This window comes from Sphingomonas agri (genome assembly GCF_038148795.1).
GTDB lineage: Bacteria > Pseudomonadota > Alphaproteobacteria > Sphingomonadales > Sphingomonadaceae > Sphingomicrobium > Sphingomicrobium agri.
In genome coordinates this window covers 141,846-158,465 of sequence record NZ_JBAPEU010000001.1, presented here as the reverse complement: position 1 = coordinate 158,465, position 16,620 = coordinate 141,846, and the positions used below count along the sequence as shown (strand labels likewise).

Annotated in this window: 15 protein-coding genes; 11 read left to right on the top strand and 4 right to left on the bottom strand. The window is 62.1% G+C overall.

All coding sequences use genetic code 11. From position 1 onward, the window contains the following. From V8192_RS00825 to V8192_RS00815, 3 genes are read left to right on the top strand one after another with little or no spacing between them, the layout of a single operon-like run. A complete protein-coding gene (locus V8192_RS00825) occupies positions 1-1,197 on the top strand; it encodes a CaiB/BaiF CoA transferase family protein (RefSeq protein ID WP_341631165.1) in 1,197 nt (398 codons plus the stop codon). After that, entirely contained in the window at positions 1,194-2,078 is an 885-nt protein-coding gene (locus V8192_RS00820; RefSeq protein WP_341631164.1) for a citryl-CoA lyase, read from the top strand. Before V8192_RS00825 ends, V8192_RS00820 begins: the two co-directional genes overlap by 4 nt. Beyond that, positions 2,078-3,835, top strand: a complete 1,758-nt coding sequence (locus V8192_RS00815) for a thiamine pyrophosphate-binding protein (RefSeq protein ID WP_341631163.1) — start codon at positions 2,078-2,080, stop codon at positions 3,833-3,835. The genes V8192_RS00820 and V8192_RS00815 overlap by 1 nt, the downstream gene beginning before the upstream one ends. 5 nt (positions 3,836-3,840) lie before the next feature. Here V8192_RS00815 and V8192_RS00810 read toward each other — a convergent pair whose 3' ends face one another. Next, complete coding sequence (locus V8192_RS00810) at positions 3,841-4,518, bottom strand: TetR family transcriptional regulator (protein ID WP_341631162.1); 678 nt, start codon at positions 4,516-4,518, stop codon at positions 3,841-3,843. Between the two features lie 362 nt (positions 4,519-4,880). Here V8192_RS00810 and V8192_RS00805 point away from each other — a divergent pair, with 362 nt between their 5' ends. The 4 genes from V8192_RS00805 (at position 4,881) to V8192_RS00790 (ending at position 10,834) form a co-directional block, all read left to right on the top strand. Beyond that, complete coding sequence (locus tag V8192_RS00805; RefSeq protein ID WP_341631161.1) at positions 4,881-6,191, top strand: MFS transporter; 1,311 nt, start codon at positions 4,881-4,883, stop codon at positions 6,189-6,191. A gap of 47 nt (positions 6,192-6,238) precedes the next feature. Then, on the top strand, positions 6,239-9,307 hold the full coding sequence (locus tag V8192_RS00800; RefSeq protein WP_341631160.1) for a TonB-dependent receptor domain-containing protein: 3,069 nt from the start codon (positions 6,239-6,241) through the stop codon (positions 9,305-9,307). Positions 9,308-9,354: 47 nt separating this feature from the next. Further along, positions 9,355-10,251, top strand: coding sequence for a shikimate dehydrogenase (locus tag V8192_RS00795; RefSeq protein ID WP_341631159.1), 897 nt, complete (start codon positions 9,355-9,357; stop codon positions 10,249-10,251). Positions 10,252-10,333: 82 nt separating this feature from the next. Further along, the gene (locus V8192_RS00790) at positions 10,334-10,834 is read left to right on the top strand and encodes a c-type cytochrome (protein ID WP_341631158.1); all 501 of its coding nucleotides are present in this window, start codon (positions 10,334-10,336) and stop codon (positions 10,832-10,834) included. An 84-nt stretch (positions 10,835-10,918) separates the two neighbouring features. Here V8192_RS00790 and V8192_RS00785 read toward each other — a convergent pair whose 3' ends face one another. Beyond that, on the bottom strand, positions 10,919-12,667 hold the full coding sequence (locus V8192_RS00785; RefSeq protein ID WP_341631157.1) for a thiamine pyrophosphate-dependent enzyme: 1,749 nt from the start codon (positions 12,665-12,667) through the stop codon (positions 10,919-10,921). 365 nt (positions 12,668-13,032) lie between these two features. Beyond that, the gene (gene pcaF / locus V8192_RS00780; protein ID WP_341631156.1) at positions 13,033-14,235 is read right to left on the bottom strand and encodes a 3-oxoadipyl-CoA thiolase; all 1,203 of its coding nucleotides are present in this window, start codon (positions 14,233-14,235) and stop codon (positions 13,033-13,035) included. Positions 14,236-14,396: 161 nt separating this feature from the next. On the opposite strand from pcaF, the gene V8192_RS00775 reads away from it, so the two are divergent. The 3 genes from V8192_RS00775 (at position 14,397) to V8192_RS00765 (ending at position 15,975) form a co-directional block, all read left to right on the top strand. Next, positions 14,397-14,870: a c-type cytochrome gene (locus tag V8192_RS00775; RefSeq protein WP_341631155.1), complete on the top strand. Its 474-nt coding sequence runs from the start codon at positions 14,397-14,399 to the stop codon at positions 14,868-14,870. A 2-nt stretch (positions 14,871-14,872) separates the two neighbouring features. Next, positions 14,873-15,550 carry a cytochrome b/b6 domain-containing protein gene (locus V8192_RS00770; protein ID WP_341631154.1) on the top strand — a complete coding sequence of 226 codons (678 nt, stop codon included), beginning with the start codon at positions 14,873-14,875 and terminating at the stop codon, positions 15,548-15,550. Positions 15,551-15,696: 146 nt separating this feature from the next. After that, complete coding sequence (locus V8192_RS00765; protein WP_341631153.1) at positions 15,697-15,975, top strand: hypothetical protein; 279 nt, start codon at positions 15,697-15,699, stop codon at positions 15,973-15,975. Here V8192_RS00765 and ligD read toward each other — a convergent pair. Beyond that, on the bottom strand, positions 15,962-16,189 hold the full coding sequence (gene ligD, locus V8192_RS00760) for a non-homologous end-joining DNA ligase LigD (RefSeq protein WP_341631152.1): 228 nt from the start codon (positions 16,187-16,189) through the stop codon (positions 15,962-15,964). The genes V8192_RS00765 and ligD overlap by 14 nt on opposite strands. A gap of 145 nt (positions 16,190-16,334) precedes the next feature. Here ligD and V8192_RS00755 point away from each other — a divergent pair, with 145 nt between their 5' ends. After that, the gene (locus V8192_RS00755; RefSeq protein WP_341631151.1) at positions 16,335-16,613 is read left to right on the top strand and encodes a PilZ domain-containing protein; all 279 of its coding nucleotides are present in this window, start codon (positions 16,335-16,337) and stop codon (positions 16,611-16,613) included. Positions 16,614-16,620: the final 7 nt, after the last annotated feature.

The window sequence follows — 16,620 nt, the reverse complement described above, 5'->3', positions numbered from 1 at the left end:
ATGCTTCTCGAGGGAATCCGAGTTCTCGATCTGACAAACGTGCTGGCGGGACCATTTTGCGCCTACCAGCTTGCCCTGCTCGGCGCCGAGGTAATCAAGGTCGAGGCCCCCGGGAGCGGTGATCTTGCGCGGCAGCTCGGAGCTTCGCCGGAGCTCAGCAGCAAGCTCATGGGTGCATCGTTCCTGGCGCAGAATGCAAACAAGAAGTCCGTCACCATCAACCTGAAATCGGAGCAGGGCAAAGAGGCTTTTCGCCGTCTAGTGGCAACGGCCGATGTCCTCGTCGAGAATTTCCGGCCGGGAGTTATGAGCCGCCTCGGCGTCGGCTACGAGGAGCTGAAGGAGGTCAATTCCCGCCTGGTGTTTTGCGCGATCTCGGGTTTTGGACAGGAAGGCCCGATGCGCTCGGCACCCGCTTATGACCAGATCGTCCAGGGCCTGTCGGGGGTCATGAGCATAACGGGCGACGCGCAAAGTGCGCCGCTCCGCGTCGGCTATCCCGTTTGCGACAGCATCGGCGGCATCACCGCAGCCTTCGCAATTGCAAGTGCCCTCGTAAGTCAGCGCTCGACCGGCGAGGGATGCTTCATCGACGTCTCGATGCTGGATTCAACACTCGCGACCATGGGCTGGATTGTTTCCAACCACCTGATCGCTGGCCAGGATCCCGTGCCGATGGGAAATGACAATTTCACGGCTGCGCCGTCTGGCGCATTCAGGACCGCTGACGGGTTGTTGAATATCGCTGCAAACAAGCAGGAGCAGTTTGTCGCGCTGATGAAGCTGATTGGACGCGAGGAACTCGTCCACGACGCGCGCTTCGCACATCGCGAGGACCGCAAGCGAAATCGCGCTGCCCTCACGTCCGAAGTCGAAAGAGGACTCGCCTCGCACACGGCGGCAGAATGGGAGGGCATGTTGAACGGCGCCGGCGTCCCCGCCGGACGCGTGCTGAGCGTCCCCGACGCATTGAACCTGGATCAGGTACGCGGCCGCGAACTGGTGGAGGAGCTCGAGGATTTCGAGGTGCTCGGCAAGCCGCTCCACCTGGTCACGGCGGGCTATCGCTTGAACGGAGGGGGGCGCCGGCTCACCTGTCCGCCTCCAGAGCTTGGCCAGCATACCGACGAGATTCTTGGAGAGGTCGGCTACTCGCCGGCGGAAGTCGCAGCGCTACGGGAGGCTTCGGCGATATGAGGGACGGACCCGAACAGATCCTTGAAGACGCCGAGCGCTGGTGGAGCACGTCGATCATCGACATCCATCCGGGCGAGATCGACATCAGGGGATACCCGATCGAACAGCTGATCGGATCGATCAGCTTTCCGCAGATGATCTGGCTGATGGTGCGCGGCGAATTGCCGAGTGCCGCGCAGGCGCGGCTGCTCGAAGCCGCCTTGGTCGCGTCCGTCGACCATGGTCCGCACGCCCCGTCCATCGCGATTTCGAGGATGGCGATCAGCTGCGGCGCCGAACTCAACAATGCAATGGCGTCCGCGATCAATGTCCTTGCGGACGTGCACGGGGGTGCGGGCCAGCAGTGCATGGAATTCTATCAGATGATCCGCAGGCATTCGGCGGATGGACGCGGTCTCGAAGCAGCGGTCGAAGCCGCGCTTCCGGAATACCAGGAGAAGCACGGCAAGATCGTCGGGGGGTTCGGGCACCGGTGGCACCCTGTCGACCCGCGCACCGCGCCTTTGCTTGGACTGGTGGAGGATGCCGCGGCTGCGGGTGAGGTCAGCGGCGAATATATTGCGATCGGCCGCGCAGTTGAGGCCGTGCTTACCCGCCACAAGGGTAAGCCCATCCCGATGAACATCGATGGGTCCACCGCAGTCATTTTTTCCGAACTGGGCTTTGAGCCCGAAATGGGCCGCGGGCTCTTCATTCTTTCGCGCTCCGTCGGGATCCTCTCCCACGCCTGGGAGCAGAAGCGCGAGGGCCGACGGATCAAGGGGCCGATGCCCAAGACCATTCCGTTCACCTACACCGGGCCCAAGCGGCGGTCGCTCGGCGCCGCGCCCGAGACCTCACAACCATCGAACAGCCCGCGAGCGGGACCACGGAGAGCATGATGAAGGACCTCGTCTCTCACCAGCTGGTGAGATATCTCGAGCATCGCGGCGTCGAGCATATTTTCGGACTTTGCGGCCACACGAACATCGCGGTGCTGACCGCGCTCACGAACAGCCCGATCAAGTTCATCAACGTCAGGCACGAGCAGATCGCCGCGCACGCGGCGGACGGCTATGCGCGTGTCAAGAAGAAGGCAGGCGTCGTTCTCTCGCATCTCGGCCCCGGGCTCACCAATGCGGCGACCGGCGTTGCAAACGCTGCGCTCGATTCCATTCCGATGGTGGTGATCGCCGGTGACGTGCCGAGTCATTTTTACGGCAAGCATCCGCATCAGGAAATCAATCTCCATGCCGATGCTGCCCAATGGGAAGTCTATCGTCCGTTCGTGAAACGGGCATGGCGTGTCGAGCGCCCGGACCTTTTCCCGGAGATCATCTCCAAGGCCTTTCAGCTTGCGGAAAGCGGACGTCCCGGGCCGGTCCTGGTCTCCGTGCCGATGGACATCTTCTCGGCAAAGATCGACATCGATCTGTTCGAGCGCGTGAAATCGCACACCACGGAAATCGTGAAGCCGGCGCTCGACGAAGAGATTGCAAAGCGCATCGTCATTGCGCTTGGCGATGCGGAGCGACCGGTGATCTACGCGGGAGGCGGCGTTCTGATCGCCGGCGCAAGCGAAGAGCTAGCTGCATTCGCTGATCACATGAGCATTCCTGTTGCCCATTCCCTGATGGGCAAGGGCGCCATACCCGACGATCATCCGATGACGCTCGGCATGACGGGGTTCTGGGGCACTCAGTTCGTCAATGACAGCTGTCGTAACGCCGACTTCCTGCTGGGTCTTGGGACCAGCTTCAAGGAAGCGGACAGCAGTTCGTGGGAAAGTGCGTATACCTTCGACATTCCCAAAACGAAGCTCATCCAGATCGACATCGATGCCTCGGAAATCGGCCGTAACTATCCGGTCGAGATCGGCGCGATCGCCGACCTCAAGCAGGCGCTCGTCGCGCTCAACCGTGCAGCGCGCCAGCTGTATCCGGCAGGCCGCAAGGCCGACCGGCTTCGCCAAGCCATCGAAGAGTATCGCGGCGAATTTGCCGCGAGCAACGCGGAAGCGGAGCGCAGCGATCAGTTTCCGATGCGTCCCGAGCGCATCCTTGCTGACGCCCGGGCAGTTCTTCCGCGCGACGTAATCATCACGACGGATGTGGGCTGGAACAAGAACGGGGTCGGACAGCAATTTCCCATCTACACGCCGGGCTCGATCCTGACGCCGGGCGGCTATGCGACCATGGGCTTTGGCGCCCCGGCGGCCATTGGCGCGAAGATTGCTGCACCCGACCGGGTTGTCGTGTCCCTGGTCGGCGATGGCGGGTTCGGACAGAACCCGGCATTGCTCGCGACTGCGTTCGAGGAAGATATCGCGGTGGTCTGGGTCGTCATGAACAATCGGGCCTTCGGCACCATTGCCGGGCTTCAAAAGGCCCACTTCGGGACCACGCTCGGAACCGTGTTCGAAAAGAACGGCTGTCCCTACTCAGCGGATTTTGCGGCAATGGCGCGGGCCTATGGAGTCGAGGGAGTGACGATCGAGTCTGCCGACCAGTTCAAGCCCGCGCTCGAAGCGGCTGTGAACAGCAATCGCCCGGTCGTCCTCGATGTGATCATGGAGAATGCGCCCGTGCCAACGACGGGTCACTGGAACATCATGGACATCTATTCGCCAGGCCAGAAGGTCACGCACGTCACCACCTGACGCGATCAGGCGGCACACCAGCGCAGAATGACGTCAACGATCTGTTCCCGGCGCTTTTCAACTTCCGCGCGCGACCACATGTCGCGCGAGAAACCCTGGCGGAAGGTGTAGCGATTGGAGACGGTGTAGAAGCAGAGCGCCGTAATGTTGGTGTGAAGATCGAGCGCATCGATCCCGCGACGGAATAGCTTCGATTTGACGCCACGTTCGACGATTGCAGCTAACGAATCGATCATCGTCGCGTTGAGCCGCTTCAGGCCGCGCACCTGTTTCAGATGCTCGGCGCGATGGATGTTCTCGTTCATCACGAGCCGGATGAAGTTTGGCCGTTCCAAGTGCGAAGCGAACGTCCGGCGGACGAGTTCTGCGAGCGCCTTGTCGGGCGCGAGTCGGTCGAGGGCGATCGAGGCTTCCGCTCGCCGAATGCGTGAATATTCACGCTCGAGAACGGCGCGGTAAAGCGCGTCCTTGCTCCCGAAATAATAATAGATCATCCGCTTGCTGGTGCTCGTGCGCTCGGCGATCTTGTCGATGCGGGCGCCGCTCAGTCCCTTGTCGGCAAATTCTTCAGTCGCAGCTTCGAGAATCTCTTCCCGAGTTGTCTCGGCATCGTGCGTTCGCTCGGAGCGCTTTGCGGGCGCGGCATGGCGGCGGTTTGCCCGGCCTCCTGCGATTAGCGCCACACCTTCTCCTCGTTTCAAAAATGACGTCGCAGAAACCATTGTGCAGTGAGCAATCCGAACGTCAATTTCGACGCGCGTTAGAATCCTCAATGACAACCATGTCGACGGCGCTCGGCGCCCCGCCGTCCGCCGAACCTACAGGTGTGATTGGCAGGCAACAACGTCGTGCAATGCGACCTGTCGACATTTTTTGTTCTACATTTTTCGTTGCAAGACAATTGAAACAGTTTATTCAAGCTGCGGCAGAAATGGGCATCGCCCCATCTGCTTGGGGAGAGACCAGTGATTCGTTGCAGGCGCGCGGGGAGAGCGCGCTCCATTGCGAATTTGTCGCGCTCGTATTGCTCCGCAGGAAACGTGCTGTGAGCAGCGGCGCTGCACACGCAGCTGTCGCCCCGCGCAGCGGAGCGACGCGGGTACGACTCATCATCCTCATCCTCATCACTCTCGCTACGGTGCTGAATTATCTCGACCGAGCGGTCATGGGCGTTGCAGCTCCGTCGATGACCAAGGAGCTTGGCATCTCGCCCGCCATGATGGGCATCATCTTTTCGGCATTCTCATGGACCTACGCGATAGCGCAGGTACCCGGCGGCATGATGCTCGACAGGCTCGGGACGCGCGTCACGTACGGGCTGTCGCTTGCCGTCTGGTCCTTGTTTACGCTGATGCACGGCTTTGCACAGAACGTCGCCAGCCTCCTGAGCTTCCGACTTGGACTCGGCGTTGCCGAAGCGCCCTGCTTTCCAGCCAACAGCCGTGTCCTCAGCACCTGGTTCCCGCAGCAGGAGCGCGCCCGCGCGAACGGTGTCTATTCCGTCGGTCAATATGCGGGACTGGCCTTCTTCAGTCCGCTCCTGTTCTGGATCGTCGCAGCCTTCGGATGGCGCTCGCTGTTCCTTATCTGCGGCTCGATCGGGGTTACCTACGCGATCATCTGGTACGCCTCGTATCGGGAGCCGCACGAAAGCAAGCTCGTCGGCCAGGCTGAACTTGACCACATCGAGGCCGGGGGCGGCCTGGGACACCGCGGCGCACAGGTGCCATTTTCCTGGGATCTCGCCCGCCGCATCCTAGCCAAGCGGCAGATCCTCGGCGCCTCGATCGGCCAGTTCTGCGGCAATTCGACGCTCGTTTTCTTTCTGACCTGGTTTCCAACCTATCTTGCGACAGAGCGGCACATGGACTGGCTCAAGTCCGGTTTCTTCGCGGTCATGCCTTACATTGCCGCAACGGTCGGGGTGCTGCTGGGCGGGATGCTTTCGGACGCCCTCATTCGGCGAACCGGATCGGCCAATGTCGGTCGAAAGCTGCCGATTGTCGCCGGCTTGCTACTCGCTTCAACAATCGTTCTGGCGAACTTCGTATCAAGCAACCAGCTGGTCATTCTCGTCATGTCCATCGCCTTTTTCGGGCAGGGCATGGTCAACCTTGGCTGGACACTGATCTCCGACGTGGCGCCAAAGCCGCTCATCGGTCTTACCGGCGGCGTCTTCAATTTCTGCGCGAACCTTGCCGGCATCATCACTCCGCTGGTGGTGGGCTTCATCCTTCAGGCGACCGGATCCTTCTATTTCGCGCTCGCTTATATCGCTGTCCTGGGTCTGATCGGTGCCGCCGCATACATCTTCATCATCGGTGACGTGCGTCGCGTCGACCTCGAGGAAATTTAAGTTCGTGGCTGTTGTACGAATTGGTTAGTTAATAGGAGAGGGGAAAGATGCCGAAATTCCACCGCGCGCTGAAATGCGGCGTTTCTGCAATGTCGTTGACGCTCGTGCTCGCGAGCCCCGCATATGCGCAGGCGACCGTGGCGCCGCCGCCTCCGGTGCCAAATGCATCGCCAACGTCGAGCCAGGTACGGCCGGCGACTGCAAGCGACAAGGCGCCGGAGCAGTCCAGCAATGCCGCTGTCGCGGCCGAGACTGCGGCCCCTGGTGCGGCTGCGCAGACCAATGCTCCGACCAATGAAATCATCGTGACAGGCACGAGCATTCGCGGCGTCGCGCCAGTCGGTTCGAACCTGATCAGTGTCGGTCGCCAGGCAATCGAGCAGACCGGCGTCCAAACTGTCCAGCAGATCCTGAAGACCGTTCCTTCGGTTGTCGGTCTCGCGAGCGCAGGCCAAGGTTCTTTCGGAAGCGCCGATGCGTCAGGAACCAATGCGCCGACCATTCACGGTCTTGGCGCAAGCGCCAGCAACTCGACGCTGATCCTCATCGATGGTCACCGCTTCCCGCTTGCCGGCGTGAACCACGCGCTGGCTGACCCCAACATCATTCCGCCGAACGCAATCGAGCGCGTTGAAGTTCTTCCGGACGGCGCCTCGTCGGTCTACGGTTCGGACGCAGTAGCCGGCGTCATAAACTTTATCACACGGCGTCACTTCAATGGCGTCGAAGTGAGTGGTCAGCTCGGGTTCGGGAACAATTACCACACGCAGCAGGCCGGAGTTGTAGCCGGCCAGACGTGGAGCAGCGGATGGGTCCTCGCCGCGTACAACTACTCCCATCGCAGCAGCCTTGCGTATAGCTCGCGCTCGTATCTCGATGCGTTCAATGCCGATGAAGCGACAGCTGCCGGCATCGACCTCAGCAGCGCGAACGCGCAGAATCGCGCAAATCTTGGAAGCTTTTCCTGTGACCCTGCCACCGTGCAGATCGGATCGACGATCTACAGGGCCGATCCCTCGACGGGTGTCTACGGCAATCCCGTTTCCAATGCGCAGTCCAATGCATTTTGCGATCTCAACCGGTACGGCGACCTGCTGCCTGACGAGAAGCGCCACAATTTCATGGTCAAGGCCGAGCAGGAAATTGGTGACCGACTGACGGTCGGGGCCGACTTCATATATTCGAACCTCAAGGACTACACGCGCACCTCGCGCGGCGCCGGAGGTACGGCTGTCCAGGCGACGGTCTACGGCCCTGGCAGCATACCTCCTGCGGGTTCGAGCATAAATCCGTTCTTCGTCCCGATCCCCGGTACGACAGCGACTTCCTACATTGTTCGCTTTTCAGGAGATTCGCTACTCGGGCCCGGCGCCTACAATCTGGCCGGAGAGAAGATCTGGTACGTCTATCCACACGCCGAGTACAAGTTCAGCGAGAGCTGGCGCGCAAGCGCCGGGCTGGTGTTCGGAGACAGCGACAGCATTTCCCGCGACGTCGGACGGTTGTGCACGAGCTGCGCCGTGCTGGCGCTGAACGGCGGCCCAGTGTCGCTTCCGACCGGTCAGTCGAACTCGAGTTCGCCGCTGACGACCGCAAATGCACTCGATGTCTGGCATCTTGGCAGTGCGAATCTCACGTCGGCGGCGCTCCTTCGCACGCTGTCGGATTCGACTGTCGATCAGGACACAAAGCAAGGGTTCGAGCAATTCCGAGCCCAGGTGAATGGTGATCTCTTCAGACTCCCTGCCGGCGCGCTGAAGCTCGCGCTTGGCGGCGAGTATATGCATTACACGATCGGCCAGACGACCAGCCGTCCGAACGGGCTTGGTCCTGCGAGCTCCAACTCGAACTATCTTCACCTCGATTATAAGCGGAACGTGAAGTCCGCTTTTGCGGAGCTGTTCATCCCGGTCATCAGCCCGGAAATGCACTTCCCGCTGGCCTACAGCTTGGACGTCAACCTCGCCGGGCGCTACGACAAGTACAGCGACTTTGGTTCGACCAAGAATCCGAAGATCGGCGCGAACTGGGAAGTCGTCCGTGGCATTCGGCTCCGTGGTAACTGGGCTCGCTCGTTCGTCGCTCCGGCGCTGACCAGCTTCGGCGCTGACGGCAACGGAACAACGGCAGAAACCAGCGTCAGCACGGGCCCGACCAATCTTGCCGTGCCGATCGCGACCTTCCCGGGCGTGACAAGTATTCCGGGGGTCAGCTGCACTGCGACCACTTGCACGATCGGCACAGCGTCAATTCGCGGGTTGCAGATCAACGGCGGTAATGCTGCGCTGAAACCGCAAAAGGGCCGTACCTGGTCGCTGGGCGCCGACATTCTGCCGACCCTGCTTCATGGCCTCAGATTGAGTGCGACATGGTGGCATAACGAGATCAAGGGCGGCATCACCGCCCCGCAGGCCGCATTCGCGGTTCTCGGTGATCCATCACGCCTGACACTCTTTCCGGGCGGTGTAACGGGAGCTTCGCCGGCACTGCGTACGCTCATCGGAACTCGGCCGGTGACGACGACCATCAATGGCACGTATTATTATGTGTACGATTTCAGGCAGGGGAATGTTCTCAACCTGACGGCAGAAGGAATCGACGGAGAAGCCTACTATCGGCACAACACGCCCTGGGGTGGCTTCGACGCCGATCTTGCGATCTCGTACAAGACCAAGTTCGACCAGAGCTTTGGTACGGGTCCGACGTTCAGCGTGCTGAACACCACGGGTTTCAACACGACCTTCCCGTCGATCCGGCTCGATGCTCGCGCCAATGTCGGCCTCGACGTCGGACCGGTGCGCGGCGTTCTCTACGTCAATCACTCCGGAGGATATAGGAACTGGAGTGGCAACGCGATCAACCCGGTCGTCATCTCCGGTGGTGTTCCAAGCGGCGGTGATCCCGTGAAGGCCTACACGACCTTCGACGGACACATTGACTTCAAGATTCCGGGAAGCACCTTTAATTTCCTCCCCAAGGCCGACGTCTATCTCGACGTAACGAACATCTTCAACAAGAGGCCTCCCTTCTACAACAATACCAACGGCGGTTACGATCCGTTCTCGGGCAATCCGATCGGCCGGGTCGTGAGCGTGGGCCTGCGGTCCCGTTGGTAAGCGAAGCTGCGGGCCCGGCGGACCGCCGGGCCCGCAAGCAGCAAACGATGGACCAGTCCACAGTGAAATCAGGCGCGACGCCGCCCGGTAGGGCAACACCCCATTTCATCGCCGGCCTGGTAGGCGAGGGGATCGGCGCTTCGCGATCACCCTGGCTGCACGAACGCGAGGCGGACGCGCAAGGCGTCCGCCTCGTCTATTCACTCTATGATTTGGCCGAGGCGCCAGAGCGGCACGAGGCACTCCCGATGACGCTCGATGCAGCAAGGCGCATGCGTTTTGCCGGGCTCAATATCACCCACCCTTACAAGCAAAGAGTGATCCCGTTCCTGGACGAGCTCGCTGATGGCGCTCGGCGCATCGGCGCCGTCAACACCGTCGCGTTCCGTGATCGTCGCGCAGTCGGCTACAATACCGACTATCTGGGCTTCGCCGAGGGTCTGAGGCGCGGCCTTGCCGGCGCAAACTTCAACCAGGTCGTGCAGCTGGGAGCCGGCGGCGCCGGCGCTGCCACGGCACATGCACTTCTGGAACACGGCACGTCGAATTTGCATTTATTCGACGTGGAAAAGGAAAGGGCGGCGGCTCTCGCGGCCGCCCTTACGAGTTCCTTCCGCCATGCAAACGTAGAGGTAGCAGAGGACCTGAATGCGGTGCTCGGCGCTGCCGACGGGGTCGTCAATGCAAGTCCGGTCGGGATGGTGGGCCACGCCGGATCGCCATTGCCGATGGATGCCCTGCGCCCGTCAATGTGGGTCGCCGACATCGTCTACTTCCCGCTCGAGACCGAGCTTCTCAAGGAAGCCCGGGCAATCGGGTGCCGGACCCTCGACGGGATTACAATGGTCGTTTTTCAGGCCGCAGCCGCCTTCGATATCTTCACCGGCTTGACTGCTGATCGGGAGCGTATGCTTGCGGATGCTCTCGCGCACTGGCCGAACTGATGCGCAGACGAGCGGGCAGCTGCCAATGTTGACTGGCCTTTGGACAAGCCGCCTCATGCCGGAACAAGAATAGGAGGACTTCATGCGGTCACGGGTTCCTGCAGTCGCCCTGATGGGAGCAGTTATGCTCTTTAGCATTTCAGTCGCTACGGCTCAGACCGTTCCGGCTCCAACTTCGGGGGCGCCCGCGCGCGCACCGCTCAAGAACCTTCAGGTCTTTCCCAAGGACATTGCGCGTCCCCAGCTTCTCGCGAACATGAAGTTCTTTTCGCAATCGCTCGGGGTCCGCTGCACTTTCTGCCACGTCGGCGTCGAGGGGCAGCCGCCCTCCACCTACGATTTTGCCTCCGACGCCAAAAAGGAAAAGCTGACCGCGCGACGGATGCTGGCGATGGTTCACCGCATCAACCAGCAGGACTTTGGAGTGACCGACTTCAGCAACGCAAAAGTGACCTGCTTCACCTGTCACCGGGGTTCACAGCGTCCGCTGACATCGCCTCCGGCCCAGCCGCCGGGCGCCGCGCCCGCCGCAATTCCTATTCCGCCGCCTCCGCCAAGGACGAGCGAGCGCGGCAACAGCTGAACGGAACGGGCATTCACGGAGGAAGGCCCGCTATCGCCCGCTGATCGGCCGGGAGGGCAAGCTTCGCACCATTGACCCTTGCCGCTAGACGAGCTCGCGCACCGTATCGGAGGCGAGAGTCAGCGCCGTCTTCATGGCGTTCGGAGTTCCTTTGGCGAGGGATTCGGCCAAGTGCAGCGCCTGTTTTACTTCGATCTTGGGCGGCATCGGTGGCTCATAGGGGTCAACAACCGCTTCGACGAGGCAAGGCCCCGCAACCGCAAGCGCCTCGCGCAGCTGCTCGCCGCAGCGCGCCGGATCCTCGATCCGGATTGCGCTGATGCCGCACGCTTCGGCGACCTTGGCGAAGTCGATGGGCTCGAGCTCGCAGCCGAACTCGGGATTGCCGAGGAACACCATTTGCTCCCACTTGATCTGGCCAAGAGTATTGTTCTTGATGACGATGATCTTGGCATTGAGATCGTATTTCCTCAGTGTCACCAGGTCGCCCATCAGCATCGCCGCGGACCCGTCGCCGATCACCGCGACAACCTGGCGCCCGGGATATGCACTCGCGGCGCCGATCGCATAGGGAAGCCCACAGGCCATGCTGGCGAGGGTTCCCGAGCAGCTGAACTGCATCGACGCGCGCATGTCGACATGGCGCGCGGTCCAGGTCGTGATCGTGCCGCTGTCCGTGATGAGGATCGCATCATCGTCGAGCAGCTTGTTGAGCTCGTGAGTGACGACCTGCGGTTTCATCGGCATGTCCTGGCGCGTGCCGCGCTCGTTCATCAGCTCGCGCCACTCGCCCATCGCCTTTTGGGCCTTTTCGAGGAACTTGCCGTTCTCCTTCTTCCTCAAGAGCGGCAGGAGCTCGGACAAGACGATCTTGCTGTCGCCGACGAGCCCGACGTCAACCGGATAGCGAACACCGACCCGTTTCGGGTCGAGCTCCACCTGGACGGCCCTGGCCTGGCCCGGTGCCGGGTAAAACTCGATGTAGGGGAAGCTTGAGCCGACGATCAGCAGAGTGTCGCAATTCTCCATCGCTTCCTGGCTCGGCCTGGTGCCCAGGAGGCCCACTCCCCCTGTCGAATATGGACTTTGGTCGGGCACCGCTTCCTTGCCCAAGAGCGGCTTTCCGATCGGTGCCTGAAGCTGCTCAGCAATTGCGAGCAGTTCGTCCCTTGCGCCGATAGATCCACGGCCCGCGAGAATGAAGGGTTTTTCCGCCTCATTCAGTATATCAGCAGCGCGCTGCAGCATTTCCGGGTTGGGCCGCTGACCGCCTCGAGCCATGACATTTGAGACATGGTGGGCGACATTGCGCTCTGACCGGTCTTTCACCGGCTGCGATTGAAAGTCGACCGGCACCATCACGTGAGTCGGCTGGCGGTAGGCAAGAGCGGTGCGGCAAGCCTGCTCCACCACATCCTCGACATGAGCGGGTCCCATCACGCGGACCGAATAAGCGGTTGCATCCATGAACAGCTTGTCGAGAGCGACGTCCTGCTGCGTCATCGTCTCGATAAGGTCATGGTGCTGCGCGCCGGTGATCGCGAGAACTGGCTGGTTGTCGAGCTTGGCGTCATAAATGCCGTTCAGGAGGTGGATGCCGCCCGGCCCGGACGTTGCAAGGCAAACGCCGAGCCTGCCGGTGAACTTTGCGTAGGCGCAGGCCGCAAAGGCCGCCGCTTCCTCGTGGCGAACCTGGACGAACCTGACCTTGTCCTGGCGCTTGCGGAGCGCCTCGAACACTCCGTTGATCCCATCGCCCGGGATGCCGAAGATCGTGTCTACGCCCCACTTGATGAGGGTTTCGACGAGGATGTCGCCGCCGGTGTCGGCCATGGTCGCTAGCTCCTGCTAATTCCTTGAAAAACCCGGACGTCGCCAAAGGGTCCGCCGCTTGTTGAAGACGCGGCTCGGCCTGCCTCGGGTGGACCATGCGCATTGATCCCGCGGGGCTACCCTTGGAAACATCACCCACGCCCATGACGCGTTCCGGGCAAAGCCTTCAAAAGCAACCCGCTCCAAAATCGCCCAGTTCTCAACCCTGCCGGATGAATGTCGATACTGATACGGACTAGCGGGCCTTACGATCCATGAATTCGCCTGGATTTGAGCCTGGATCGCCGCCGCACGGTCGAAACCGCGTCCACCGGGCATTCCAAACTCGGCCAGCCGCTCACTCCCCCAGCAGCCATGAGCCCGAACTAAATCCGCTCCACCGCCAGGGCGATTCCCTGGCCGACGCCGATGCACATGGTTGCAAGCGCCAGCTTGCCGCCGGTTCGCTGAAGCTCCTCCGTCGCGGTGAGTGCGAGCCTTGCCCCGGACATGCCGAGCGGATGGCCAAGGGCGATTGCGCCGCCGTTTGGATTCACGCGCGCGTCGTCATCCGCAATTCCGAGCTGGCGAAGGACGGCCAGGCCTTGCGCCGCGAACGCTTCGTTGAGCTCGATGATGTCGAAGTCGGAGATCTTCAGACCAAGCCGCCTCATCAGTTTCTCGGAAGCCGGCGCAGGGCCGATGCCCATGATCCGTGGCGGGACGCCGGCAACCGCTGCCCCCAGAACCCGGGCGCGGGGTGTAAGACCGTTTCGCTTCACCGCCTCTTCCGAGGCAATGATGATTGCTGCGGCGCCATCGTTGACGCCCGAGGCATTGCCCGCCGTGACCGTCCCATCGGAGCGGACGATGGGCTTGAGCCTGGCAAGCGCCTCGATCGAGGTCGCGCGGGGATGCTCGTCCTTGTCGACGAGGACAGCATCGCCCTTGCGCTGCGGGATCTCGACGGGAACGATCTCGGCGGCGAGCCGGCCGCTCGCCTGCGCTCTTGCAGCCTTTTCCTGGCTCCGAAGTGCGAACGCGTCCTGATCCTCGCGGCTGACCTGGAATTCCTGGGCAACATTCTCGCCGGTGCTTGGCATCGTGTCGTCCCCGTAGGCCGACTTCATCTTGGGATTGACGAAGCGCCAGCCGATCGTGGTGTCGTACATCTCGGCATTGCGGTCGAACGCGCTGGTCGCCTTGGCCATGACGAAGGGCGCGCGGCTCATGCTTTCGCTGCCGCCGGCGATCATCATGTCCGATTCGCCGCCGCGAATGGCACGCGCAGCCATTGCCACCGCATCGAGACCCGAACCGCAGAGGCGGTTCAGGGTCACGCCGCCCGAGCTGTCCGGAAGACCAGCAAGGAGCGCCGCCATTCGTGCAAGGTTGCGGTTGTCCTCGCCCGCCTGGTTGGCGCAGCCCAAGATCACGTCGTCGAGTTCGCCCCAGTCGACCGTGGGATTGCGCTCAATGAGGGCCTTGATCGGAATTGCCGCAAGATCGTCGGCGCGCACCGAGGACAATGCTCCCGCATAACGCCCGATCGGCGTTCGCACGGCGTCGCAGATATAAGCCTGTGTCACGGACTAGGACTCCCGGAAATTTTTGAACTCATTTCGTCCATCCGGCCCACAGATTGCCCGCAGCCGTTGATCGCGGAAAGGCATCGTTGAAGCGAATGGACAGTCGAAGATTGCCGCGACATTGTCGCCGCCTTGTCAAGGAAGCTGGCTGGAGACCATCCATGCATGGAGCCGCAAGGCTTGTCGGTTTGACGATGGGGGCTGGCCTCATCTGTATTCCGCTGGCCGCTGCTCCGCCTGACCCGGCTGCCGTGCAGAAATCCGTCGATGCGCGCATCACCCATTACAAGGAGATCGCGAAGGCCGCGAAGGCAATCAAGGACGAACTTGACCAGTCTCAACCCAATCTTGCGGCGATTTCGGCCAATGCGCATCTGATCGAAGCCCTGGCGCCGCAGATCCCGAGCTGGTTTCCGAGCGGGACGGGTGAGCAGCCGGGCGTGAAGACGGAGGCCTTGGCCATCATCTGGCAGCAATTGCCCTTGTTCAAGCAGCGGGCGGCCGGACTTGCCGGCGCCGCCCACGGCCTCGCCCTTGCCGCCGGGACAGGCGATGTCGCCGCCACGCAGGCGGCTGCGAACGAGGTCGGGGGAGCCTGCAAGGCCTGCCACGACACGTTCCGGCAAAAGAAATAGGCTTGGCGGGCGAGAGCTCAAACAAGCGGCGAATCCGGCTCTGGGACCTTCCGGTGAGGCTGGTTCACTGGAGCCTTGCGCTGCTGCTGCCGTCCTTGTGGTGGACCTGGCACTCGGGTCGCACTGAGCTTCACGAAAAGCTCGGATACCTGACACTGGGCCTGCTGCTGTTCCGGATTCTCTGGGGCATTTTCGGAAGCTCGACGGCGCGGTTCGCGCATTTCGTCAAAGGCCCGCGCGCGATCGCGGCCTATCTGCGCGGCCGTTCGCCCGCCAGCCTCGGCCATAATCCGCTGGGCGCGCTCAGCGTCCTTGCATTGCTTGGCCTCATGATCATCGAGGTGGGCCTGGGGCTCTTTGCGCAGGACGTCGACGGCATCGAGGCTGGATCGCTCGCGAAGTTCGTGTCCTATGACACGGCCGAGTGGGCCCGGGACTCCCACGCGTGGCTGTTCGACATCATCCTTGCCGTCGTCGCCCTCCATGTTCTCGCGATCCTCTTTTACCTCCTGATAAAGCGCGACAACCTCGTGGGTCCGATGGTCACGGGCAGCAAAGAGGTCGGCGACGGGGTGGTTGAACCCGCGGCGGCGCCGGCATGGCGAGGCCTGGTGACTGCGCTGATCGCCGCGGCGGGTGCCTGGTGGATTTCCAAGGGCCTTCCCTGGCCCGGAGCTTGAGCGGGTCCCGAAGACGTCGTTCGCCTTGTGTTTTCCGCCAGGCGTTAACACCAACTAGCGCCGAGCCGCACCGCCGGTGCGGCGGCTCGAACTTTCCGATTGGCGCGGCAGGCGTATCCTCGAGGGCGTCAAGCGGGAGAGCGGCAATGGCATGGTGTATCGGACGGACCGAGGCGATGAACGACACGGTCGGAGCGCGGCGAAAAGCGCTCGCGAAGCTTCGCGGCCTCGAGGACATCGATGATCCCGAAAGCGTCGTCGTCCCCATTCTCATCGACGCGATCCTGATGGCGGAGAGCTATCGGGGCGCCCGGCACGAGATCACCTTTCTCAATGACCTCACCCGAAGCGTCGATGCGCTGATCCGTGAGCTGAATGCCGTCGAGAAAGCCCGCGAGTGGGCCGAACCGGTCACCGGAGCCTAAGGAGCCACACTCCGCCTTCTGCCAATCCTTTCAGCCCGCGGCTTTTCGCCATGGTGAATGCATCGGAACCCTCGATCACCTCGAGCTTGTCCCAGTCGACCGGCGCCGCTGCCGGCATGCCCGGGCGCGCACGGGCCGAATAAGGCTGGATCGCCGTCGCGGTCCGCTGATTGCGCGACCCCGCGGCCGTTTCGGGTGGTAAACGAAATCGCAACCAGCTTCCTTCAGGACCTGATCAGCCATCCTGTGCAAAATCGGCATGGTGGAACCGGTGCATGCGGAAGATTGCCGCGCACATGCCTGTCTGGACAACGGGCAAGCACGGCAATCGGTCATGGACGAGCTGAAGTGGACGCCAGATGAAACACGAAGCGATTCTCGAGGGAAGCGAATGGCTCCCGAGGGACCCCCGCGTGGACGCCGAATTCGACGTGCGCGTGTGCTGGAACGACGGTCAGGCCGAGGCGCAGATTTTGAACGTGTCGGCGGACGGCTTTCGGCTGCGAACGATGGATCCGCTTGAGGTCGGGCGGGAAGTGACGCTCGAGGCAGGTAAGTTCGATCCCATAAGGGCGATCATCTGCTGGGCTTCCGGACACGACGCGGGCGGCGTCTTTGCAGAGCCGGTGGCGCTCTAGGCGGGGC